Below are 22,374 nucleotides of genomic sequence, written 5' to 3'. Positions count from 1 at the left end.
CAACATCACAGGAATACGCAACTACGGACAAATATTGAGGTTCGGCCGGGATCCTGACGAAAAGGACCGTTTCCTGTTTATTTTTAATTCAGTTTAAATTCCACCCTCAATTTTTCTCTATGTCCCGTCAAAGGGAATAAGCCAAATCGATTAAGATGGCCTGTGTGATACGGCGATAAGCCATTGAGCATTTCAGAGGTAATTTCATAACCTTCAGTTTTCATCTCATTAATCACATTTGTCATATTCGCCACAACATGCAGAATAACAGCATTAGCGGCCAAACGACCAAAATTAATAATTTTCTTTTGGATCCCCTGTAGATTATCTTCAATAGCTGGTCTTGCAAACTTTTAATAAACTCAGAAGGCTTTCTGGGTTGCTGAATTAAGCCACAATACTCATCAACGCCAGCATAAAATTCTTCCCAGGTTATCAGTTGTTTATTTAGATCGTCATAATGATTAACGCCTTCCAAAAACATGTCCGCACAGTGGATCTCATCTGCCAATGCATTAAATACAGCCATTTCAAAATGTTTTTTATTGACCACCATGATTTCATCATGTCGCTTGTTATTCGTAAGAAAATTAAACCATTTATCACTGAGCCAGCTTAATTGATCAAAATCATTAGCAAGGTTTTCGATCCTTATATTTAAAGGGTTTTCGATAGATGAGTTTCAAGGGGGGTTTGGCCAGGTATGAAAGCAGGAATTTATGCCAGAGTTTCAACGCATGATCAACAAACGCTTAATATGCAAATTGAGGCGATGAAGAAATATGTTAATGCTCGTGATTGGCAAGTTGAAACAGAAATTTCAGAAATTGGATCTGGGGCTAAAGATTCACGACCTCAACGTGAAGAACTTATTAACCAAGCTAAACGTCGGGAGATCGATGTTATCATTGTTTGGAAACTAGATCGGTGGGGTCGTTCAGTTAATGATCTATTTCATACGCTACATGAACTTAATGCTCTTGGTGTTGGATTCATATCATTAACTGAAGCGCTAGATTTAACAACAGCAACTGGACGAGCAATGGCTAGATTATTGGCGATATTTGCAGAATTTGAGAGGGAGATTTTGCGTGAACGAGTTAAAGCTGGTATCTCTCATGCTAGATCCAAAGGAAAATCCCATGGTCGACCTGCATCAACAAAAAAGTTTGAATCTGATGTCATTACAGAATGAATCCATCAGAAATTGCAAGAAAACTTGGAATCGGACGAACATCTGTGAGAAGAATCATTAGTCAACAAAATATTATTTTTAATGAGTGAGCATCATGAACCATCAACCGCGTTATTTTTATGATGAAAATCAAGTACGTTTTAATTTAAGATCAAATAGTGGTAAAGAAAATATCAATTGGCTATTTTTTCCAGGTGGGCCAGGAGCTGATTCTTCCTATCTTTTGGATTTAGTTAATATACTCAATCTGCCAGGAAATGATGGTTAATTGATTTACCAGGTAATGGCAGTCATACAATTCAATATGAAAATTTTGATCAATGGTTAGATATATTTCTTCCTATCATCCAACAATTTGATAACCCTGTAATTGTCGGTCATTCTTTTGGTGAAATGTTGCCTTTATTATATCCTGAATTAGAAAAAATAATTTCTGGATTAGTTGTTCTAAATTCCGCACCGTGTCTTTGGTTAGAGGAAGCTGTAAAAAAAGCTAAAGATCTTAACCTTCCAGATTTATCATTAGAAATGCAGATTTTTACAGAAAATCCAACCCAAGAAACGTTTAATCAAGCCTTAGTAGCTTGCATTCCTTATTATTTCCCAAAGGAATTAGCTATTGGGCGAGAAAAATTATTAGCCCTTCCATTTAATTTTGTTCCAGCCGTTTGGTGGCAACGAAAAGCTATTGAAATTAATTTTGAAGCAAAATGGATTCCGCAACAAGTACCTACACTTATCGTTAGTTCAGAGTTCGATGCTATTTGTCCTTCAATTTTATTTATGGAAGATGAGCGCTTTCAACGCCCCAATATTTATAAACAGTACATTAAGAACGCTGGACATATGCCTTGGATTGAGAAGCCAAGTGAAATTAAAGAAATATTTACCAATTATTTGTCAAATATAAGAAATATTTAATTATATGTAAAAGATCAAGAATTAAATTATGAATAATTATCACATTAATGCTATAATTAACCATGAAAGTAAAATTTTATCATAAAAAGAACGGCAAGCAGCCGGTCGTTGAGTTTTTAGATGAGTTGCCATCGGAGGAAACGGCTAGAATTGCAGCTTGTTTGAATAATATTGAGAAGCTCGGTTTTGATAGTCCGCGAGTTCAATTTAGGCAAATTAAAGGTTCACTGTGGAAATCAAGATCAAGACTCACCGTAGTGGGTATCGACTATTTTATGTATGTATTCAAGGCAATAATATTGTATTGCTACATGCTTATAAGAAGCAATCACAAAAAGCGCCGAAAAAAGAAATTGAAACTGCTGAAAAACGTATGATGGAGGTATTTGATAATGAAAGCACTTACACTGACTGATTATATTGAGAAAAAGCAAGCTACAGATGTAGAGTTTTCCGAGCATTACATCCGCGAGCAGACCATTAATAATATAGCTGAAATGATCGTGGCTGCTCGAAAAAAGGCACATTTAACACAATCCGAGCTTGCAGATAAAATAGGTACAAAACAGTCTGTTATTTCACGCATTGAAAGTGGAATAGTCATTTTATTCCTTCTCTTGAGACATTAGTTAGGATTGCAGGTGCTCTGCATATGAAACTTAGCCTGCAACTTCAAGCGTAAAAGAAATATATAGAGGTTTGAGCTAAAAATATACATGAAACGGCCCTTTTCGTCAGGATCCCGGCCGAACCTCAATATTTGAGCAAATTTCTATTTCCATCATTTCTTTGATACCACGCATAGCCATCAGCCTTTCTTCTCTTTGGCGTTTTCTTTTGTCAATGCCAAAAAGTATTCTTTCCTGCTTGAAAAAACTTAAATCGAAGGTTTTAGGAAAGTATTTTTCTTCTACTTCAAGCTCTTCTATTACTGGTAGATGTTTTTGGGAATTATCCACATAAGAATTTAAGAAGTAATTTTTCTTGGGAATTTCGATATTACCTTTATAGAAATGAATCGTACTGTATTCCTTGCGTAGCAAATTAGACTGAAACAGCGCTGCAAGTCGCATGTTTTTATCTTCATTACCACAACAATACAGATGAATTTGTTGAATCCGAGGCGCTAAATAGAGAAAATCATAATTAAAACGCTCAGACAGTGTAGGGATAGAAATACTTTTTATATTAGAGTGATAATTGCTACTATTATAGACAAGATCCCCATCCTCTGTACCATGAGCGCAAATATAGAGACGTATCTCTTCCTGAAAATTAAGTTGAGGTAAAGGCTGTTTGTGAAAGATAATGAAAATTGCTTCGGCAAACAGATTTTGATGTTTTTCCTTCCATAAGTCAACCGATCTGCTTAAATCACCACTCTCTTGCCTCTCAAAAGGAACATACAAAATAATCAATATAAGCCTAACTAGTCATTTAATTTAAAAGTAATTTTAATAAACTAAAATTAACATAATATTAAATTGGTCTCAAATAATCCACCCAAAATAAATACTCACAAAATCCCAAAATAGAGCACTTGCATAACTTGCAGATTTTGAATTAGTACCAGGTGGCGCAACGTTTCGAGGATCGAAGCTTATATAGCTTATATGAAGTAAATGAGGACCGTAGAAATGCTTGCAACGAAGAATGTAAAGCATGCAGGTCATGTACGCTCTCTAATATAAAAACAATACTTTTTTATTGTTTTTATTAGTATTTTTTCTAATCACTTGCAACTGAAGTGGATCTCAAGTAATGTTTTCCCCCCAATCCCCGCTGTAAGCAGCTGGTTATATCAAGCCATAGATTCTCCATAGAAAAGGATTTTAAAAATGCAAATGAGCGATCAATCACTCCCCCTCAAGTGCCGCGATAATGATATCGCCATTATTGGAATGGTTGCCGTTTCCCTGGCGGAGCAAACTCTTATCAACAATTTTGGCAGCTGCTATTAGAGAAGTTTGATGCCATTTCACCCATCCCCAAAACAAGATGGGATTCAAAAAAATTCTATCACCCGGATAGTAAATACCCTGCTAAAACTACTATTCAAGCAGCGGGATTTATTGATCAACCCCTGGAGGAATTCGACCCTTTATTTTTTGGTATTTCACCACGAGAAGCCGCAGCTATGGATCCACAACAACGCTTGTTATTAGAGGTTTGCTGGGAATCCATCGAAGATGCTGGGATTCCATTGAAACAGTTACATGGCAGTAAGACTTCAGTATTTATAGGCGGGTTTTGTCTTGACAATCAACTACTCCAACTCAGTGAATTAAATCGAGCATTGATTGACTCACACACCGCGACCAGTTCCACTTTGGCCTTGTTAGCAAGTCGTCTTTCTTATGTCTTTGATTTAAAAGGTCCTTGCTTAACACTGGATACAGCATGCTCTTCTTCCTTGGTAGCTATTCATTATGCCTGTCAAAGCATTCTTCATAAGGAAGCAGAGATGGCCATCGCCGGTGGAGCAAATATCATATTCAAACCAGAGAATGCTATAGTGATGAGCAAAGGGCAGTTTTTATCATCTGATGCGCAATGCAAAACTTTTGATGCCGATGCAAACGGTTATGCTCGAGGTGAAGGTGCTGGTATCGTTATTTTAAAATCATTAAAACGCGCTTTATTGGACAAGGATAGAATACATGCTGTCATTGCTGCAACCGGGGTTAATCAAGATGGGCACACATTAGGAATCACTCTGCCCAATGGAAAAGCACAGCAAGATTTAATGCGCCAAGTTTATCATGAAGCACAGGTTACAGTAAATGATATTGGTTATATCGAAGCGCATGGGACAGGTACCCAAGCAGGTGATATCACTGAGGTGAACAGCATTAATGCCTTATTTAGTCAACGCAAAAAAACAATTTATATAGGCTCTGTTAAAACCAATATTGGGCATTTGGAAGCAGCAGCCGGAGTTGCTGGACTCATTAAAGCCGTTTTATGCTTAAAGCATAAAAAAATACCAGCCAACTTGCATTTCCATGTCCCCAATCCTCATATTTCTTTTAAACAACTTGTTGTACCGGTCAATACGATTGATTGGTGCGAAGAGCAGGAACAATCCTATTACGCATCAGTCAATTCTTTCGGCTATGGAGGAACTAATGCCCATGCTCTTCTGCGTGCGATCGAGCCCCTCCATACCGAGAACTACAGCAATTCAGAAGTCGACTCACCCATACCAGTAGTATTCAGTGCTATGAGTAAGGCACGACTAGATCTGGTCGTTAAGCAGTATCATGATTGGTTATCAGGTGACTCCTCATTACTTCTGCAAGACATTGCTTATACATTAAATCACAAAAAAACTCATTTTAACTACCGCCTAATAAGCCTGGTTCAATCTAAAGCGGAGCTTGTTAACAAATTAGCCAGTTACAATGCTGGGGAACCTGTCTCTAATTTATTTGCTGCCAATGTAAGTTTAGAAGAAGTCGTTTTTGTATTTACTGGCATGGGGCCACAATGGCCACAGATGGGTAAAGAGCTGTTTGATAAAGAACCAGTATATCGACAGATGGTACTTGCTTGTGACTCACAGCTGAAAGCTATTTCAGGTTGGTCCATATTAAACGAATTATTCAAACCAGATCAAGACAGTAGGATGCATGAACCTCGTATCGCACAACTGGCTAATTTTATTTTGCAGATTAGCTTAACCACCTTGCTGTCTACTTGGGGCATAAGACCTGCAGCAGTAGTAGGACATAGTGTAGGAGAAATTGCTGCTTTTTATGTCAGCGGGGTGCTGAGTTTACATGATGCCCTCTTGATTTCCTACCACCGCAGCTGCCTGCAAAATAACTTACTGGGAGAAGGCGAAATGCTTGCTGTAAGTCTCTCCCGCGATGAGATTCAACCTTTTATTACTGGAAAGCGTTTGAGCATAGCAGCAGTCAATAGTACTAGCAATATTACCTTATCGGGCGATAAAAAAGAGATTATTAACGTCGCTCAACAATTAACTCAAAACAATACCTTTAACCGGCTACTCCATGTCAACTTGGCTTATCATAGTTATGCATTAGAGCCTATCGAAAACGACTTTATCAGTCTCATCGATACTATTCAGTTTCATGAGAATACCATTCCGTTGTATTCTACAGTAACTGGCACGGCTGTTTCACCATCAACACTCACTGCGTCCTATTGGTGGGATAATGCCAGGAAAACAGTAGAATTTCATACGGCCATTTGCTCATTACTAGAAGATGGTTTCAATGGTTTTATTGAAATAGGACCACACCCTGTACTCAAAAATTATTTAAGCGAGATTTCGCAGCAAACACCAGTTCAATTATTTCATACTCTGAATCGTCACAAAAACAATGAAAGAGAGTATTTACTCGGGAATATTTGTGACATGTACTGCCGAGGTATTCCCGTTAGTCTTGAGGTATTACAGCCTGCTGGCCACTTTATCGATACCCCTCCCCAACTATGGGTAAGAGAGAAATATTGGCGAGAAAGCGATGCTTCAAGACAACAACGAATAGGTTCTAATAGTGAGAACTGGTTTTATCAGGAAATATCCACCATTCCTCCTTCCTGGCAAGTCGAACTGAATGAAGCATTCTTTCCTTATCTCCAAGCTCATCAAATTTTTAATATGACTGTGTTTCCCGGAGCAGCTATATATCCGCTGCAATTGCCCTGATTAAGAAGACTGAAATAATTTCATCCTGTATTGTCGAAGATATGCGGTTTAAGTCCATGCTTATTTATAATGAAAACGAAAACCCAATTTTAACTTTGACTCATCAAAAAGAAATAAGAAAATTTAGCTTACACAGCTCCAATTATTCTTTCAGTCAGGAACATTGCACTGCTTTTTTATATCCTATTGATTTGAATCCTCTAAAATACCACACCAATATAGAGAAGCTTGCAAGCCAACTGCATCCATTTAGCCCAATAGAAGAATTATATCAAACATTTAGTCGTCTTGGTTTAGTTTATGGCAAATCTTTTCAAACTATTCGTAGCATTTACTTAGGGAATAACCAAGTACTAGCACATCTATTATGGGATGATGAGCATAGCGAAACGTTTAACCATACCTCAATTTATCCTCCCCTGCTTGACGGAGCTTTTCAGTCTTTAATTGCATTACAATTGGACAACCCCAAAGCTTATTTGCCTCATAGTATTAGTAAAATTCTATATTATAAGCCGCTTCCCAAATCGTGTTGGTCATACGCCCTATTAGCTACCGTAAACGATAAGACCCTATTCGGTAACGTCGATATTTTCGATGAACAAGGCGAGATATGCATGCAATTGCAAGGCTTGTGTCTAAAAGCCATTTCATCAACAAATACCCTACCCTCTTCATCAATTTACTACCGGTTGCAATGGCATGCAAAAACCGCAGATCTTGAAAATCAACAACGTTTAAACCAAGCCTGGATGGTTATCAACGACGGTCAACATTCAGAACTGATTCATCAATTAAAAAGCACGATTCCCAATTTAATTCATGTTAATTGGGCAGAGCAGCGATTATCAATTAGTGATACAGAATGTCAAATATCACCATATCAACTTGAGGATTATTTGTGGCTTTGGCAACATTTTCAACCGCAACATATTATTTATATAAGCGCCGTTTCAAGTGATATCTCAGTGGAATCCGTGTCAAAAGAAACCTGGCCCTTGATACTGCTTGCCAAGTCCTTAAACAGTGCAAAACATCCTGTTAACCTTTCAATACTGACTTGGGAGGCCCAATCTATATTAAAAAACAGTCATTTGTCTGCATCAGCGTTAACCAATTTATCTCGTGTCATAGAGAACGAATTCCCTTTTATAAATATTAAAACCATTGATGCCGATAAGGAAACATCCCCACAACAGATCTTGGGAGAATTACTTTCCGCTTCTGCATCAGATACAGTCGCCTATAGAAACAATGTTCGCTATATCCAACAACTGGAATATGCCCAAGTGACGCAAAATCACTACCAAGACTTATCTTTAGATGAGCATAATGTTGAATTGAAAATCACTCAGCCTGGTTTGTTGGATAGCCTGTTTTTTATGTCAACCCCTTTAAGAAAACCTGAAGCGAATGAGGTGCAAATTAAAGTGTATGCCAGTGCGCTTAATTTTAAAGATTTATTAAAATTGTCTAATAAACTGGATCATAAAATTACCGATCATACCTTTTTTGGTGATTCACTAGGCATGGAAATAGCTGGTGTAATTACCGACACAGGAGCTCTAGTGACAGAATTTCAATGTGGTGATGAAGTCATTGCGCCATTACCTCAAAACTTTTCTTCTTATGCTTATGTAGATCAAAAGTATGTGCTACGCAAACCCCACTTATTAAGCTTTTACCAAGCTCCAGTATTAACCGGGTATCTGGCTGCGTATCGCGGATTAGTTCAAATTGCCAATATCCAACCTGGTGAGAAAGTCCTCATCCATAATGCTACTGGCGGCGTAGGGTTAGCAGCAATTCAAATCGCACAATGGAAAAAAGCAGAGATCTATGCCACTGCCGGGACCGATGAAAAACGAGCTTATCTTCAGACAATAGGGATTAAGCATATATACGATTCAAGGACACAATTATTTAAGGAGCAGCTGTTTCGTGACACCCATGGCTATGGCGTAGATGTAGTTATTAATTCTATTGCTGGCGATACTCTGATTCATAGCTTTAATTTATTGGCACCGTATGGTCGATTTATTGAAATTGGCAAGAAGGATATCGCCGAAAACACCTTATTACCCATGCAGGCATTTAATCAGAATATTAGTTTTTCTGCTATTGATATTGACCGCATGCTGGTGGATAAAATGGAGGTCATTTCTCCTATATCAAACACCATTCTAACCTTATTCGAAGAAAATATTTTAACTCCAATGCCAGTCGAAATTTTCCCAGCAGCAGAGATTAAAAACGCATTCCATTTTATGTTGCAAAGCAAGCATATTGGGAAAGTCGTTATCGACTATAAAGAGCAAAATTGCCCTGTCGTTATTCCCGCCAAGACAGTAAACAACAAAGCATCTTATATTGTTACGGGAGGTACGTCTGGTTTTGGACTTGAGGCAGGACAATTGTTGGCTAAACTAGGTGCAGGAAAAGTCTACTTACTAAGTCGTCATGGGCGTCTAGAATCTCCTCTGTCTTATTCCAATCTCGAAGCAAGAGCATTGGATGTCAGCGATAAAGAGGCTTTAGCCGCCTTATTTTTTGAAATCAGTCAAAGTCAATTTCCTCTTAAAGGCATCATCCACAGTGCAATGATCTTGGATGATTCTTTGGTTAATCAGCTTCAAAAAGAACAATTTGAGAGAGTTTTAGAGCCTAAGGTTGCTGGAGCGATCCACATACACGAATTAACTCAAACGCTGGATCTGGATTTTTTTATACTGTTCTCATCGGTCTCCACACTAATTGGAAACATAGGCCAAGCAAGTTACGTCGTAGCGAATGGTTTTTTAGATGCTATTGCACATTATCGCCAACAACACCATTTACCCTGTACCTCCATCAACTGGGGTGTGTTTAATCAAACCGGCGTTGTAGCTCGCAATAATCATCTAAAGCATCTATTGGACAACTCCGGTATTAAAGGATTTAATAATGAAACTGCTTTGCAAATTCTGAGCAATCTACTCAGTGCGCCTTCTCAATCCTTAGGCATATTTGATATTAACTGGAATCTTTGGTTAAACCAGTATAGGAAAATGGCTTCTAAATCTTTATTCAGCTCAGTACTAACACAAAGCATTGAGCAAGATCCCACTCCTTCTTCATTACATGCAGAACTGATGCAATTGTCCACCAAGGACAGAATAAGCCAATTAGCACAAATAATTCGCACAAAATTAGCCATCATTTTAAAAATGAGAGCTGAACAAATCGATCTTGATGAAAATATGACTTCTTACGGAGTAGATTCTATTTTAGCTATTGAACTCGTTAATCTCCTAAGATCAAACTTGGAAATAGCCATTTCTCCCTCCGATTTTATGGAAGGCAAAACCATTAAAGAATTAGCTGACGCCTTAAATACTAGATTTCAATCGATCTCGGCTTAACTTCCGAGATCAATCAAAGATTGGATATTAATAGTCATTGCAATAACCGGAAGTGAGTATTCTTCAGGCTTAACCCATTCACTGCATAGGCTAAATTGATAGTGCTGATAATACGGTACTAGCTCTTCTCGAGATTCAATAAAAATACGTTGAATATTGTTATCTCTCGCGTGAATTAGCACCGTTCGGAGTAAATATTGAGTCACTGACGTATAATGATACTCTGGTAATATACAAAAAAAACTGAAAATTGCACTGTTTTCAGTCAGATAATGCGGAGGCACATTGTGATGTTTTAATATGACATTCTCTTGAGCATTTAAGTTGACGAAGGGAGTTACGCGTAACGTTCCAACAGGATTACTGTTGATAGAAACTAAGAAAAGATAGGACTTGTCGTCAATTTTATCGGTGAATAGTTGAAGATCATGATTCATATTGGGATTACAGCTCTGTTTATATATTTGGCTATAGATATAATAACGTAATCGAAATATCACTTCCCTTTGCTTTATATCGCGCTTACTTATGAGTTTAATGTCAATATTTTCTTTCATACATTTTTTTCTCTAATGCTTTGAAGTTTTGAACTCAAAGTTATACCTTTATTTCTTTTCAGGAAATTCCATACTAGCATATAGAATATCGTGGTGTGATAATATTTGAGTTAATAAAGAGAATTTTCATGATTAATGAGTTTCTATTCTATGTGCTCGTTGGCTTTGCTGCTCAGATAGTAGATGGAGCGCTAGGAATGGCTTTTGGTCTTATCAGTACAGCAGTTCTAGTTGGTTTTGGAATCCCTCCAGCCGTAGCAAGTGCCTCTGTTCATACTGCAGAGATTGCGACTACAGGTATTTCCGGGCTATCTCATGCCATGTTTAAAAACATTGATTATAGGTTATTCAGACGCCTAGTAATGCCAGGTATTATCGGTGCGATCGTTGGGTCTTATGTGCTAACGGAGATCCCTGTGCCTATTGCTAAGCTTTTAGTTGCTATTTATTTAATAGCTATGGGAGGGATAATTTTATACAGAGCACTGCAAGGAGGAAACTTATTTCAAGTCCTCAAAAATTTTCTTTCACATCGAATCCATCGACGCAAGTTACCTTCCTCTGAAGCTAAGGGGTTAATTCCTCTTGGGTTTGCAGGAGGTTTCTTTGACGCCACAGGTGGGGGAGGCTGGGGAACCATAATCAGTTCTACGTTGCTCGCCCAAGGTACGACACCCCATTACACCGTAGGTTCAGTCAATCTAACGGAATTTTTAATTGCTATCACTGTATCCATCACCTTCTTTTTTACAATAGGACTTTCACATTGGCAGATTATTCTGGGATTAGTTGTTGGTGGAGCCATAGCGGCTCCTTTTGCAGCTTATTTGGTAAGAAAGATTCAGCCAAGAATTATCTTGTTATTAGCCGGCATAGTAGTCATTGCTCTTGCCATCGAGACAGTTATAAAGCTTTTTTTATAGAAAAATGTATCATTTAACAAAAAATTAGAAAAAAATTTCTTCGAAATGGGAATAAATCCACAGCAAAGATTTTAAGTAGCTGCTATATTTAAAAAAACATTCAAAATAATATTAAAAATGAAATTATACAATATCAGCACAAACAAATTGCGACTGACTATAAGTATGTGGCCGTGGTATTTATTGGGTGTATTGCTTCTTCTTGCCAGTGTTTTCACAGTAGGGATTTTAATGCTCGAGTACTCCATTGTTTGTAAAGAGAAACAATACAATTTGGCCCGTCAGTGCATCTTAAAAAGCAATATTTTCAATCTATATCACTCGAGCACCCCATTGGGTGAACTAAAACAAGCCGTTGTAAGGAGTGGCCGTACAAGTAAAGGAGGAACTACTTACTATGTAGATTTATTAACCGACCAAGGTTCAGTAAATCTCACGGGAGGAAGTTCCAGTGGACGAAGTGAAAAGGATGCTGCCGCGAATAGCATTAATAATTACATAAGTAATAGCTTAGAAACTCAATTTAAAGTGATTTATCCTAATTCATGGTGGTTATATGCACTGGTTGGAGTTTTCGCATTAGCAGGTATTGCCCTGCTATCACTAAGTAGTGCAACTATTGATTTTGATAAAGTATTCAAGACAATAGTGATAAAAAGAAAAGGGTTATTTAAGACTAGTGAGACCAAATTATTATTTTCCGATGTTGATAAAATAATCATTCAAGAATACACTGGAGGTAAGGGGTCTGCAACCTATAGATTAGCCATTGCTTTAAAGGAAAAACCCCCTATGCCTTTGGTTACCGCTTATGATTCTTCTTATACCAAAAAAGAAATGATAGCTAACAAATTAAATGAATTTATAAAAGAAAGCTAACTGCAGCATGTCAAGTTAAATTTCTAAACATTCAAATAAAAATGAAGCTACCGTACAAAGAACCCCTTTATCTGTTTTGATCATTCGAATAAATTTAGCAATATTTCAATAGGATGTTGGGCTTTAAATCCAGAAAAACGTTGAGCTTGAATTCGGCATGAATAGCCATCTACTAAAATTTTGGAATTAATACTATTGTCTTTAAAATAATTTTTCCATGACAAGTCAAATAAGCCTCGTGACTCCACTTGATGCATTGTTTTAAGTCCATAAGCTCCAGCCATACCACAGCATCCAATTTTTTGGGGTATCAATTTCAATCCAAAAAATTGAAAGACTCTTTTCCATTGCTCTGGAGCTTCTGGGCAATTGGCCTGTTCAGTACAATGACTTAGTAAAAGATAAGTTTTAAAACTTTGCCAGCCTCGAATCGAAACACGGCATCTTTTCGAGTAATAATTTCAGACAACCATTCCTGTAGCAACATTATTTTGTTATTAGGGCAATCTTGCAAATATTCTGGATATTCATATCGGTAAGTTAATACCATGGCGGGATCAAGACCGACCATGGTTAGGCCATGATCTGAAATTTTCTGAAGCATTAATGCATTTTGACGTGCCTTGTTTACAAATGATTTGAGCTTTCCAGCAATATGTAAAGCTTTGCCGTTTTCAAACCAAGGTAGTACGTAAACATGAAAGCCTAACTTTTTTATAAACAAGCATACCTTAATCACAAGCTCAGCTTCATAAAAACTAGTAATCCAATCCTGCACGAACACTATAGATTGTTCCTTTGAAGGCATGAAATTCAAATCTAACCACTGAATATTTTCTTTTTTTAAGAGCGAATTAAGATTTGGACTACTAAATAAGGGCAAATCAACCAACCCAACATGATTTCTCAAAACCCACTTTGTCCATTTATTAGTGAGTAGAACATTAGTGAAACGTGGAAATAAACTTTGAAGATAACCCAAGCGTTCGCTATAGGTGATAAGAAGATCCTTTAAGGAACGAGCATATCTTGTGTGATAAGATTGTAAAAATTTCGCTTTAAAGGAGGGCACATTAACATTTACAGGGCATTGAGATTGGCAAGCCTGACATCCCAAACAGCCTTCTAATGCCGCATACACCTCATGAGAAAAATCATATTGACCACGATGTTTTTTATAAGTATTGATTTGCCTTTTCAAAGGCCATGAGAACTCCTGGCCTTGTGGCAAAGCACTTAATTGCCTTAACCATTCTCTGACAATGCTTGCCCTACCTTTAGGAGAGTGAATACGATCCCTGGTAATTTTATAAGAGGGACACATGACGTCTTGAAATTTATAATCAAAACAGGCTCCATTTCCATTGCATTCTAATGATAAATGGTAAGGCGTTCTGAATTGATTGTTAATTTGATTATCTGCAGCAGCACGTGTTTTTTCTGAACGAATACTTCCTAAAAGCTCATTATTGCCAAGAGGAACTGCTATTTTACCAGGATTTAATTGATTATAAGGATCGCAACTGGATTTAATTTTCCTGAGTTCGGTATAAAGTTGCTCTCCAAAAAACATAGGCACAAATTCGCTTCGAAACCCTTTGCCATGCTCTCCCCATAATATGCCACCGTATTTCTGTGTGAGTTGTGCTACTTTCTCTATAATTTCATAATAAAGTTGCCTGTCGCTCTCATCCATTAAATTAAATTCTGGACGAACATGTAAACAACCAACGTCAATATGACCAAACATCCCATAAGCCAAACCATGAGAATCTAGTATCTCCCTGAACTCTTTAACATAATTTGCTAAGTATTCAGGCGGAACTACAGTATCTTCTACCCCAGATATTGGTTTCCTTATACCTTTTACCTTCCCTAGCAAACCAACACTTTGTTTTCTTAGCTCCCAAAGATTGTCGATATCAGCACGATGGGTTACAAAATGAAAATCATAACCCTTTAAAGCTTCCTTTAAAGATTTTTCATATCGAGACAATGTCATTGCATCGTATGCAACGAATTCTATTAAATTTATGGCATCTACTTTGCTTCCATCCTTAAAGGTTAAAAAAGGTTCCACACTATGATAAATTATATCGGTCTTGGCCAAACTCAAAATAGTTCCATCCATTGTTTCAATAGCTTCTGGCTCAAATTCAACCAAGTATTTTGCATGATCAAGAGCAGCGCTAAATGAAGTGTACAAAACCACAAACAAGCATTTATATTGGGGTATTGGGGTTAATTTTAATTTGATTTTGGTCACATAAGCTAAGGTACCTTCAGAACCTGTTAAAGCATAATTAATATTGATTCGTTTCTTGTCTTCTGTATAAATTCGACCTAAATTATACCCAGTAACAAACCTATGCAATTTAGGTAATTGCTTATCAATAGTGTCTTGGTGTTCTTGAATGGTTTTTTCTAGTTGAGTATAAAACCTCCCAACACAACCAGGCAACCGTTTCATTGCTTCTAATGAATTGACATCAATTTCTTCACTCGTATGGATTTGTCCATCCCAATAAACGGCTGTAATTGCTAGCACGTGTTGGCTAGTTTTTCCATATAATCTTGAGCCTTTGCCACTAGCATCTGTATTCACCATACCCCCAATTGTTGCGCGGTTACTGGGAGACAAAGTGGGCGCAAAAAACCTGTCGTATGGCTTTAAATATTCATTTAACTGATCCAGAACAACGCCAGGTTCAACTAAAACCCACTCCTCACTAAGATTTAATTGGAGGATATGGTTCATATAACGAGAGCAATCTATGATTATTCCCGCATTTAATGATTGTCCATTAGTTCCTGTACCTCCGCCTCTTGGAACAAAGGATACATCACGAAACCGCTCTGTGCTGGCTAATTTAAAGATTAGGGAAATATCATTTTCAGTTCTGGGAAAAATGATCGCGTCAGGAAGAACCTGGTACACGCTATTATCAGTTGCTAATACAATCCGGCTACTTAAAGCTTCATCAATTTCTCCATGAAAATCGGCTAACCCTTTAAGTTCTTGTAAAAAAATTTTTATTTGATGAGATACCGCCTCAGCAAAGGTCAGGCGTGGGATCACGATTTAGCCTCAACTTATTAACCTATGGATTGTTTTTATTATAGATTATACTAAAAGCTAAGTTTCTGGTTACTCTCTATTTAAAATATTGAGGTTTATCATGATAAAGGATTATCTTATAGAAACTATGGATCAGAGCGAAGTCAATTTAGCCATAGAATGGGCTACGCGCGAAGGATGGAATCCAGGAGTCCATGATGCAATATGCTTCTATCAAACTGACCCCAATGGTTTTTTTGCCGGTAAACTGAAAGGACAAATAATTGCAATCGGTTCCGCGGTGATCTATGACGAGCATTTTGCTTTTTGTGGTTTCTACATTGTTGATACCCCTTATAGAGATCAAGGTTACGGTTTGGAATTAACTAAAGCCAGGTTAGCCTATATTGGCAATAGAAACGCTGGAATTGATGGGGTGATGACTATGCTCGATAAATATTCACGCATTGGCTATCGATTCGCTCATAATAACGCACGTTATCGCCTTAATAAGAAGATTGAATCAATTCAATCCGACGATCCCAATATTGTTCCATTAAACCAAACTGATTTTTCACAGTTATCAGCTTATGATCGCTTACATTTCCCAGCCCCTCGTCCTCAATTTTTAAAATGTTGGATAAATCAGCCTCAAAGTCAGGCTCTGGGTTATGTTTTTGAAGGACAAATTAAGGGCTATGGTGTGATTAGAACCTGCCGACAAGGCCTTAAAATTGGACCTTTGTTTGCAGATACCGCTGACATTGCCGATAAACTTTTTTCTCATTTAGCGCAATATGCCAAAGGCAGCATGATATTTTTAGATATACCAGAGAATAACCCTTCAGCAATCGAGCTAGTTCAGCAATATAAGATGGAAAAAGTATTTGCCACAGCTCGTATGTATTTAAAAGGAGAGCCGCAATTAAAAAAAGAAAATATTTATGGGATTACAACTTTTGAATTAGGATAAATCATGACTAGAGATTTCGCAGGGTATGGACCAAATGAGCCAGAGTTTACCTGGCCAAATAAGGCTAAAATTGCAATTAATTTTGTAATTAACTATGAAGAAGGAGCCGAATTATGTCCACTAAATGGTGATATGAAAGCAGAAGTCTATGGTAGTGATTTTCCATTTAGTCCTAAAGGATCTGGAGAGCGAAATTATAGTATAGAATCCTTTTATGAGTATGGGAGTCGAGTGGGAATTTGGCGCTTAATACGTCTCTTTGATAAGCACAAAATCCCCCTCACCTTTTTTGTCACTGGTTATGCATTAATATTAAATCCCGAATTATCTAATTATCTGGCAAGTAATAACCATGAAGTAGCTGGACATGGCTGGCGATGGCTAGATTATTCCAAAGAAAGCAAAACAACAGAAAAAAAGCACATCTATCGTTGTATTGATACTTTGCAGGAATTAACTGGTCAAAGACCTTTAGGGTGGTATACAGGAAGGCGAAGCCATTTACCCGTGATCTTTTAGTTCAAATTGGCGGCTTTGTTTACGATTCCGATAGTTATGCCGATGAACTGCCCTACTTCATTAACAAGCATCTGGTTGTACCTTATTCTTTGGATTGTAATGATTTTCGTTTTACAATCTCTCCTGGCTTCGTTACCGCTCAGGATTTCTATCAACGTCTGCAAAATACCTTTGATTATCTTTATCAAGAAAATCGCTTGTCTGTGATGACGATTGGTTTACATCCTCGAATAAGCGGTAAGCCAGATCGCAGCCATGCTCTTAATGAGTTTTTAGCCTATGTATCGCAATTCCAAAACATATGGATAGCCAAGAGAATTGATATCGCTTTGTATTGGTTGACCAGACATGGATAGCTTCAATTAGCTTATCTATACTTATTTTTCTGTACTGTTCTATTAAAAGAGCATAAAATATACTTTTTAGAAAGAATTTTGTAACCATAATCTCTTTGCAGCTACTCTTAGCAGTTGCCTTTTCAAAAGAGAGCTGACTTGTAGATCCCTAATATGAGCCACTTGCTGGATTTATCCATTCTTAGAAAAAATCGTGACTTTACCTTACTCTATTTAGGTCAATTCATTTCATTCATTGGTACAATGATTACCAGCGTAGCTCTGCCGTATCAGGTTTATCATTTAACGGAGTCGACTTTAATAGTTGGATTACTTAGCCTGGTACAACTACTACCCCTATTGGTTACTGCACTCCTTGGCGGTGTTTTTGCAGATCGCTATAACCGACGAGCATTACTAATCATTAGCGAATTGTTGCTTGCAGTCGGTTGTTTTTTCTTGGCATTCAACTCGACTTTTGCTCACCCTGGAATCTTCCTGATATTTATTGTAGCCTCACTAATGTCTGCAATTACCGGATTACATCGACCTGCTTTTGACAGTGTCATTCAACAGATTGTTACACCGGAAGATTATAAAAAAGTAGGCGCGCTTGGCAGTTTCAAATTCAGTTTTTGTATGATTGTTGGGCCAGCCATCGCCGGTCTAATCATTGCCCAATGTGGTATCGTAATAACTTATGTTATTGATTTATTAACTTTTATCATTTCATTAATTAATCTGAGTTTAATGCGCACAATCCCTAAACCCAGAGCCGAAAAACATTCGTCCTTATTATTATCATTAAAGCAAGGGATTAATTTTGCTTTTAGTCGACAAGAACTGATGGGGAGCTATTTTGTTGATTTCTTTGCTATGGTTTTTGCTATGCCTAATGCCCTTTTACCTGCCATCGCTCAGCAATTTGGAGGAGCTAAAACATTAGGATTGCTCTATGCAGCCCCTGCTGTTGGCTCATTAATAATTTCTTTTGTTAGCGGCTGGACAGCAAAAATCACTCACGATGGAAAAGCTATTGCTATTTCAGCTGCTTTATGGGGTGTGGCGATTATTGGTTTCGGTCTAACCATAGGCTCGCTATGGTGGTCCCTCCTTTTTCTTACCCTGGCAGGAGCATTTGATGCTATTAGCGGGATTTTCCGAGTTAGCTTATGGAATCATACCATACCTCAAGAATTAAGAGGCCGACTCGCAGGAATTGAAATGATCAGTTATTTAAGCGGCCCAAGATTGGGAGACACTAGAGCTGGTCTTGTTGCAGCAGGTCTAGGCATACCAATGGCATTAATATCTGGCGGTATCTTATGTATTATTGGGGTAGGCGCTTGCTGTTACTTAATGCCCAAATTTTGGCATTACCATTCAAAATAAAGGTGTTCTCTCAATGGAAGCTCTGTTCATATCAATTGGTGTTATTACTCTCGCTGAAATTGGTGATAAAACACAGTTACTCGCCTTTCTTCTTGCGGCACAGTTTAAAAAACCATTGCCAATTATTTTGGGAATTTTGGCTGCAACCCTGATAAACCATAGCCTGGCAGGAATGATTGGGATCTGGATTACCACTTTACTCAAACCAGAAACACTACGATGGATCTTAGGGGTATCTTTTATTTTAATGGCAATATGGACTCTAATTCCCGATGAAATAGAACAAGATGAGAAAAAAATTTCTAAATATCTTGGTATTTTCGGTGCCACTTTTGTAACTTTTTTTCTATCCGAGATAGGAGATAAAACGCAGATTGCAACAATTGCCTTAACTGCACATTATGGTTCTCCAATACTAGTTATAACAGGTTCAACTCTTGGGATGTTACTTGCTGATTTACCTGCTGTTTATTTTGGAAATCTGTTTTCTAATAAAATTTCCATGAAATTAATTCATGCCATAGCAGCAAGTGCTTTCCTAGTTATTGGTCTTGGCACTTTATTATTTTAATAACGGGTTAGTCGATTTATTTAACATACTTCTCTAACCAATCGGCATATCTTTTTAATCTATCTACAATAAAGCTAGGGGTTTCCAAAGTATGATACTCTTTCGGATAAATAACTAGCTGTGTTGGCACATTCTGAGATTTTAAGGCTTGATATAGTTGTTCTGAGCCAATACATGGTACATTACAATCCAACTGACTACAGATAAATAAAGTCGGTGTTTTTATTTTATTGGCTCTCATGAAAGGGTAGCTTAATCTGATATACAGCTCTGAATTTTCCCACGGTTTACCCAATTCCAACTCATATTCTGGGGTGTATTGATCAGCACCATAGCCGGATAAAATATTCGCAACACCAGCACCTGATATAGCGGCCTTAAAGCGATTGTCTGAAGCTATTACATAATCAGTTAACATACCTCCATAGCTCCAGCCACCTATGCCTAAACGTTTGGGATCAACAACCCCCTTTGCTACTACATGATCAACAACAGCCAATACATCTTTAACATCCAGGTTCCCCCAGTCCGCAAAAATTGCCTTCGCAAAATGGAATCCTTTTCCAGAACTTCCTCTTGGGTTTGGAGCGATAATCACATACCCTTTAGCAGCTAACCATTGCATATCGAAGTTAAATTCATGGCTGGACTGATACACGGGCCTCCATGCAAATACACAAACCCGGGGAACAAGATCCCGCTTTGGTATCCTGCTGGCTTCATCAATAAGCCATCAATTTTGACCCCATCAAAACTATTAACCCGTATGTCTTCTGTTGGTTGAAATGTAACCTCTTCCAATAACGTCTGATTATGCTTAGTCAAAGGAATTAATGTGGATTTCAAAATAAATAATTCAGCAGGATGAGTATCATCTGTAGTTAATAAAATAATTTTATCTTTTCCTATTACGTAATCCACGTCAGTACGTAAACCATCGGTTAGCTTTCTTTCCTGACCAGATTGAAGAAGGATCTGGTACAAATACGTATTTTGGTTTTCTTCTATTAACGCATAAATCGATTTTCCATCAGAAGACCATTTTGGTTTGTAATACCAATTATCTTTGGTAGCTATCAATCGTTCATTGCCATTGTTTATATCAACAATTGCTAATTGGTTTGGGGAATAATAAACCCACTGATGCTCATTGCTGCGAAGATAAGCTATCTTCAAACTATCCGGGCTCCATGAAAGACTTGACTCATAATCAGGATTCATATCACTGCCAGGAAAATGAGTTAATTGCCACTCCTTGGCATCTGGCTCAGGTTTAATTAAATAAATATCATAATTAAAATGCCTGTCTGGCTCTCTTCCACGCTTTGTAACAAATGCAATGTATTTTCCATCAGGAGACCAAGCTGGTAAGAATTCATCATGATCACCATGAGTCAATTGAACGGTACTCTGTTTGTTGATATCAATGAAATAAAGATGATCCCGATTTTTGCCAACATAACCACTTCCATCAATCTTGAACTGATACCTATCCACTACGATAGGTTCATTTTCATTCTGACTATTTTGTTGAGCAATAAATGCTATTTTTTTAGAATCTGGGGACCAGGTAAAATCGCTAATTTCACCATTACAGTGAGTCAGCTGATATGTTTTATTACTTTGGGTAGACCTTAACCAAATTTGCATTGAGCCCTCTTCCCCTTTATCAGATAAATAAGCCAACCATTTACCATCAGGGCTCCATTTTGGCAGTGAACTTGTGGAGTCTTCCGAAAATGTAATTTGTTGGCTGGATCGATCAGCCACAGAGACTCGCCATATCTCACTCGTAGAAACATCGTCTTTTGCATTTAACTTCGAGACGGTATAAGCAACCCATTTTCCATCGAAGGACAAATCTGGTTCACTGATATCCTGCAGACGATAAAGATCTTTAAGTTCAGGTAATCGCTTCGCGGTCCACCCATTATGCAATACTATAAAACAAATAATTAGGCTAATAAGCGTCCTCTTCATGGCCACTATTCCTTCTTATTATGTATATTATTCTACTAAAAAATGGCCTAATGCCCGATAATTGGGTTCTATAATTGAAGCAGTACCTTCGCCTCTTGTGCTCCTCATTCTAATTCTCATAAGTTCCCTTCACAAGCTCAAGCGCTTGCTAAAAAAGATCCGGTCCATTATGGATTGGCACTGAGCTCTTTGTTTATTGGGCCAAGTCCCAAACTATCCTTAACTGAGTAACACTATTTTTTCCGAACAGCAGTTACTTTAAAACGAACAGTCACTTCATCTTGTATTTCATCGGTGCTTGCCCATTCACCCTGGCCTACGCCAAACACACTTCGATTGACTATAGTGCTGCCTTCAACTACCGCTTGATCCTTGGATGTTTGATCTACTTTAAACTTTAAAGTAACAGGAGAAGTTTTATCTCTAATAGTTAATGTGCCTTGAGCTTCATAGGTCTTGTCGTCCACTTTATTAAATTGAGATGCTTTAAATTCCGCCTTGGGAAATACCTTGACATCAAACCAATCAGAAGAAGCCAAGGTGGTCGCAATATCTTGAAATGGAGTTGAAATGGAATTCATATCGATAATGATGTGAATTGAACTTGCTTTATAATTAGCTGAATCTGCAAAAATCTGGCCAGTAAATTTCTTAAATCGTCCTGTAACTGGGGCTCCGTTTTGCGTTCCTGTAAAAGTCAGTTCGCTTTGGGAAGGAATAATTTCCCATTCCTGCAAATTATTAGCGTAAATTAATGAGCTCATCAAGAGCATCAGTAAGCAAAGAGAACTTTTAAAAAATTTATTCATTATAGCATTCTCCGCAATATATCATCCTTGTTAATAAAATGATGTTTCAAAGCAGCAGCAGTATGTAGCAATATGGCTGCAATTAAAGCATAACCAAACCATTCATGAATCCATTGGAATAGGATTCTATTATTCTCATCAGGAGAGACGAGATTTGGTAAAACAAATAAACCAAAAAAA

General features: G+C 37.6%; 20 protein-coding genes and 3 pseudogenes. 14 read left to right on the top strand and 9 right to left on the bottom strand.

The genetic code is table 11. The features are described 5' to 3' along the window. Positions 1-83: 83 nt before the first annotated feature. Both OK13_RS14215 and OK13_RS10520 read right to left on the bottom strand, forming a co-directional pair. Positions 84-284 (bottom strand): transposase, encoded by a 201-nt coding sequence (locus tag OK13_RS14215; protein WP_241480525.1) that lies wholly within the window; start codon positions 282-284, stop codon positions 84-86. Beyond that, complete coding sequence (locus tag OK13_RS10520; protein ID WP_035890713.1) at positions 242-556, bottom strand: hypothetical protein; 315 nt, start codon at positions 554-556, stop codon at positions 242-244. The genes OK13_RS14215 and OK13_RS10520 overlap by 43 nt, the downstream gene beginning before the upstream one ends. Before the next feature lie 147 nt (positions 557-703). Here OK13_RS10520 and OK13_RS10515 point away from each other — a divergent pair, with 147 nt between their 5' ends. From OK13_RS10515 to OK13_RS10500, 5 genes are all read left to right on the top strand, one after another. Beyond that, positions 704-1,195 (top strand): recombinase family protein, encoded by a 492-nt coding sequence (locus tag OK13_RS10515; RefSeq protein WP_206538902.1) that lies wholly within the window; start codon positions 704-706, stop codon positions 1,193-1,195. Positions 1,196-1,289: 94 nt separating this feature from the next. Then, positions 1,290-1,463 (top strand): hypothetical protein, encoded by a 174-nt coding sequence (locus tag OK13_RS14575; RefSeq protein ID WP_160264747.1) that lies wholly within the window; start codon positions 1,290-1,292, stop codon positions 1,461-1,463. Further along, on the top strand, positions 1,463-2,116 hold the full coding sequence (locus OK13_RS10510; protein WP_081964915.1) for an alpha/beta fold hydrolase: 654 nt from the start codon (positions 1,463-1,465) through the stop codon (positions 2,114-2,116). Before OK13_RS14575 ends, OK13_RS10510 begins: the two co-directional genes overlap by 1 nt. Positions 2,117-2,345: 229 nt before the next feature. After that, positions 2,346-2,531, top strand: a complete 186-nt coding sequence (locus OK13_RS15440) for a type II toxin-antitoxin system RelE/ParE family toxin (RefSeq protein ID WP_241480524.1) — start codon at positions 2,346-2,348, stop codon at positions 2,529-2,531. Further along, positions 2,509-2,745 carry a helix-turn-helix domain-containing protein gene (locus OK13_RS10500; protein WP_241480523.1) on the top strand — a complete coding sequence of 79 codons (237 nt, stop codon included), beginning with the start codon at positions 2,509-2,511 and terminating at the stop codon, positions 2,743-2,745. Before OK13_RS15440 ends, OK13_RS10500 begins: the two co-directional genes overlap by 23 nt. Positions 2,746-2,850: 105 nt before the next feature. Here the strand turns inward: OK13_RS10500 and OK13_RS10495 are convergent, their stop codons facing one another. Further along, entirely contained in the window at positions 2,851-3,534 is a 684-nt protein-coding gene (locus tag OK13_RS10495) for a NanQ anomerase/TabA/YiaL family protein (RefSeq protein WP_035890710.1), read from the bottom strand. A gap of 497 nt (positions 3,535-4,031) precedes the next feature. Between OK13_RS10495 and OK13_RS15890 the strand changes: the two are divergent. The 3 genes and pseudogenes from OK13_RS15890 to OK13_RS13970 form a co-directional block, all read left to right on the top strand. Further along, positions 4,032-4,742: pseudogene (locus OK13_RS15890) on the top strand (beta-ketoacyl [acyl carrier protein] synthase domain-containing protein); the annotation flags it as partial. Positions 4,743-4,757: 15 nt separating this feature from the next. Further along, positions 4,758-6,797 carry a type I polyketide synthase gene (locus tag OK13_RS10490; RefSeq protein WP_277619297.1) on the top strand — a complete coding sequence of 680 codons (2,040 nt, stop codon included), beginning with the start codon at positions 4,758-4,760 and terminating at the stop codon, positions 6,795-6,797. Positions 6,798-6,853: 56 nt separating this feature from the next. Then, positions 6,854-10,198 carry an SDR family NAD(P)-dependent oxidoreductase gene (locus tag OK13_RS13970; RefSeq protein WP_052117658.1) on the top strand — a complete coding sequence of 1,115 codons (3,345 nt, stop codon included), beginning with the start codon at positions 6,854-6,856 and terminating at the stop codon, positions 10,196-10,198. On the opposite strand, the gene OK13_RS10485 is transcribed toward OK13_RS13970, so the two are convergent. Further along, on the bottom strand, positions 10,195-10,755 hold the full coding sequence (locus tag OK13_RS10485) for an N-acyl amino acid synthase FeeM domain-containing protein (RefSeq protein ID WP_035890709.1): 561 nt from the start codon (positions 10,753-10,755) through the stop codon (positions 10,195-10,197). The genes OK13_RS13970 and OK13_RS10485 overlap by 4 nt on opposite strands. A gap of 128 nt (positions 10,756-10,883) precedes the next feature. On the opposite strand from OK13_RS10485, the gene OK13_RS10480 reads away from it, so the two are divergent. Both OK13_RS10480 and OK13_RS10475 read left to right on the top strand, forming a co-directional pair. Next, positions 10,884-11,678 (top strand): sulfite exporter TauE/SafE family protein, encoded by a 795-nt coding sequence (locus OK13_RS10480; protein WP_035890708.1) that lies wholly within the window; start codon positions 10,884-10,886, stop codon positions 11,676-11,678. Between the two features lie 117 nt (positions 11,679-11,795). Beyond that, a complete protein-coding gene (locus OK13_RS10475) occupies positions 11,796-12,557 on the top strand; it encodes a hypothetical protein (RefSeq protein ID WP_035890707.1) in 762 nt (253 codons plus the stop codon). 80 nt (positions 12,558-12,637) lie between these two features. Here the strand turns inward: OK13_RS10475 and OK13_RS15435 are convergent, their stop codons facing one another. Then, positions 12,638-12,871, bottom strand: a complete 234-nt coding sequence (locus OK13_RS15435; RefSeq protein WP_241480522.1) for a hypothetical protein — start codon at positions 12,869-12,871, stop codon at positions 12,638-12,640. A 77-nt stretch (positions 12,872-12,948) separates the two neighbouring features. Then, on the bottom strand, positions 12,949-15,636 hold the full coding sequence (locus tag OK13_RS10470; protein WP_241480521.1) for an FAD-binding and (Fe-S)-binding domain-containing protein: 2,688 nt from the start codon (positions 15,634-15,636) through the stop codon (positions 12,949-12,951). Positions 15,637-15,736: 100 nt separating this feature from the next. On the opposite strand from OK13_RS10470, the gene OK13_RS10465 reads away from it, so the two are divergent. The 4 genes and pseudogenes from OK13_RS10465 to OK13_RS10450 all read left to right on the top strand — a co-directional run bounded on the left by OK13_RS10465 (position 15,737) and on the right by OK13_RS10450 (position 19,405). After that, a complete protein-coding gene (locus OK13_RS10465; protein WP_035890706.1) occupies positions 15,737-16,588 on the top strand; it encodes a GNAT family N-acetyltransferase in 852 nt (283 codons plus the stop codon). Positions 16,589-16,591: 3 nt separating this feature from the next. Then, a pseudogene (locus OK13_RS16065) lies at positions 16,592-17,463 on the top strand (polysaccharide deacetylase family protein). Between the two features lie 153 nt (positions 17,464-17,616). After that, a complete protein-coding gene (locus OK13_RS10455) occupies positions 17,617-18,834 on the top strand; it encodes an MFS transporter (RefSeq protein ID WP_035890705.1) in 1,218 nt (405 codons plus the stop codon). 13 nt (positions 18,835-18,847) lie between these two features. Continuing rightward, entirely contained in the window at positions 18,848-19,405 is a 558-nt protein-coding gene (locus tag OK13_RS10450) for a TMEM165/GDT1 family protein (protein WP_035890704.1), read from the top strand. 16 nt (positions 19,406-19,421) lie between these two features. Here OK13_RS10450 and OK13_RS10445 read toward each other — a convergent pair. The 3 genes and pseudogenes from OK13_RS10445 to OK13_RS10435 all read right to left on the bottom strand — a co-directional run. After that, positions 19,422-21,385: pseudogene (locus tag OK13_RS10445) on the bottom strand (S9 family peptidase). Between the two features lie 233 nt (positions 21,386-21,618). Further along, entirely contained in the window at positions 21,619-22,194 is a 576-nt protein-coding gene (locus tag OK13_RS10440; RefSeq protein WP_035890703.1) for a YceI family protein, read from the bottom strand. Continuing rightward, positions 22,194-22,374, bottom strand: a 181-nt coding sequence (locus OK13_RS10435; RefSeq protein ID WP_035890702.1) for a cytochrome b, incomplete at its 5' end; no start/stop codon positions are given. The genes OK13_RS10440 and OK13_RS10435, both read right to left, overlap by 1 nt.

The sequence above is a fragment of the Legionella norrlandica genome (assembly GCF_000770585.1).
Classification (GTDB): Bacteria; Pseudomonadota; Gammaproteobacteria; order Legionellales; family Legionellaceae; genus Legionella; species Legionella norrlandica.
Note: the sequence above shows the minus strand (reverse complement) of the source record. Positions and strands in the feature narration are given on the sequence as shown.

Excerpts from the sequence above, each read along its gene's own strand:
- OK13_RS10520 (WP_035890713.1), bottom strand. The coding sequence starts at position 556 with ATGGTGGTCAATAAAAAACATTTTGAAATGGCTGTATTTAATGCATTG.
- OK13_RS10515 (WP_206538902.1), top strand. The coding sequence starts at position 704 with ATGAAAGCAGGAATTTATGCCAGAGTTTCAACGCATGATCAACAAACG.
- OK13_RS14575 (WP_160264747.1), top strand. The coding sequence starts at position 1,290 with ATGAACCATCAACCGCGTTATTTTTATGATGAAAATCAAGTACGTTTT.
- OK13_RS10500 (WP_241480523.1), top strand. The coding sequence starts at position 2,509 with ATGAAAGCACTTACACTGACTGATTATATTGAGAAAAAGCAAGCTACA.
- OK13_RS13970 (WP_052117658.1), top strand. The coding sequence starts at position 6,854 with ATGCTTATTTATAATGAAAACGAAAACCCAATTTTAACTTTGACTCAT.
- OK13_RS10485 (WP_035890709.1), bottom strand. The coding sequence starts at position 10,755 with ATGAAAGAAAATATTGACATTAAACTCATAAGTAAGCGCGATATAAAG.
- OK13_RS10480 (WP_035890708.1), top strand. The coding sequence starts at position 10,884 with ATGATTAATGAGTTTCTATTCTATGTGCTCGTTGGCTTTGCTGCTCAG.
- OK13_RS10475 (WP_035890707.1), top strand. The coding sequence starts at position 11,796 with ATGAAATTATACAATATCAGCACAAACAAATTGCGACTGACTATAAGT.
- OK13_RS10465 (WP_035890706.1), top strand. The coding sequence starts at position 15,737 with ATGATAAAGGATTATCTTATAGAAACTATGGATCAGAGCGAAGTCAAT.
- OK13_RS10455 (WP_035890705.1), top strand. The coding sequence starts at position 17,617 with ATGAGCCACTTGCTGGATTTATCCATTCTTAGAAAAAATCGTGACTTT.
- OK13_RS10450 (WP_035890704.1), top strand. The coding sequence starts at position 18,848 with ATGGAAGCTCTGTTCATATCAATTGGTGTTATTACTCTCGCTGAAATT.
- OK13_RS10440 (WP_035890703.1), bottom strand. The coding sequence starts at position 22,194 with ATGAATAAATTTTTTAAAAGTTCTCTTTGCTTACTGATGCTCTTGATG.